2 protein-coding genes are annotated in these 721 nt (G+C 73.6%); both read left to right on the top strand.

Annotated elements, in window-relative coordinates; translation table 11 throughout:
* The coding region (locus tag LE181_RS31920; protein ID WP_225665105.1) for a thioredoxin domain-containing protein at nucleotides 1-517 on the top strand (517 nt) is incomplete at its 5' end.
* A gap of 8 nt (nucleotides 518-525) precedes the next feature.
* Nucleotides 526-721: hypothetical protein (locus tag LE181_RS31925; RefSeq protein ID WP_225665107.1), on the top strand; the 196-nt coding region annotated here is incomplete at its 3' end.

Raw genomic sequence — 721 nt, forward strand, 5'->3', positions numbered from 1 at the left:
CGTCCTCGTCGGACTCCTGTGCTCGCTGGACCTCGTGCTCACCGTCGGCGTCATCAAGCGCCTCCGGGAACACACCGAGCTGCTGTCCCGCAAGGGCGATGCGCCCTCGCTCGCCACCGGCGAGGAGGTCGGTGCGTTCTCGGCGACGTCGGTGGACGGCGAGGCGGTGACCGACACGATGATCGACACCGAGACGGTGGTCGCGTTCTTCTCCACCACGTGCGGCCCCTGCAAGGAGAAGCTGCCGAAGTTCGTGGAGTACGCCCGCTCCGTCCCGGGCGGCCGCGGCCGCGTGCTGGCCACGGTGATCGGTGAGCCCGGCGAGACGGCCGCCATGGTCGAGGCCCTGCGCCCGGTGGCCCGGGTGACGACCGAGGACGCGTCCGGGGTGATGGGCGAAGCCTTCAAGGTGATGGCCTATCCGGTGGTGCTCAAGGTGAACCGGACCACCGACGGCCGCCTGCTGGTCATGGCGGACCAGGTCGACGTCGATCGGCCCGCCGTCGCCCCGGTATGAGCGGGGGCGTGCACGCGGACGCGGACGACGACGGCGCCACGGCCTCCGCGCCGCGCCGGGCCCTGATCGCCGGACGGCTGGTCGCCCGGGCCGCGCCCGGCACCCTGGCGCTGTACGCGCTGCCCGCCCTCGCCACCGGCGCCCTGCCCGTCGCCACGGCGTGGGCCACGAAGCTGGTCATCGACGGGATCGTCGCCGGCGGAG

Origin of the sequence: Streptomyces sichuanensis, from assembly GCF_020328095.1 — a bacterium.
Classification (GTDB): Bacteria; Actinomycetota; Actinomycetes; order Streptomycetales; family Streptomycetaceae; genus Streptomyces; species Streptomyces cinnamoneus.